This window comes from Paraburkholderia sp. BR10937, from assembly GCF_040965695.1.
GTDB lineage: Bacteria > Pseudomonadota > Gammaproteobacteria > Burkholderiales > Burkholderiaceae > Paraburkholderia.
Genome location: NZ_JBFRCL010000271.1, coordinates 1 through 241, shown reverse-complemented (window position 1 = coordinate 241; position 241 = coordinate 1). Strand labels below are relative to the sequence as shown.

General features: G+C 61.0%; 1 pseudogene. It reads left to right on the top strand.

Annotated features, from left to right (window positions below):
* Positions 1 to 241 (top strand): annotated as a pseudogene (locus AB4Y44_RS42945) (hypothetical protein); the annotation flags it as partial.

Genomic DNA, 241 nt, shown 5'->3' with positions numbered 1-241 from the left:
GCAAGGCCCCGGCGAGCTACAAGCCGACCAACGCCCAAGGCGGCACCCCTTATGTCGATCCGTTCGCGGACGAGAAGCCGCTGTATTCGATCACTTCGGCGAACCTGGCGCAGTACGCGGGCAAGCTGGTTCGCTACCTGCAGTTCCCGATCTGGCAGGCCTATGATGTGCCGGCCCCGATCAACATCAACGAAATGGCCTACGACTTCGTCAAGCAGTTCTGGGCATTGGGTTCCGTTCC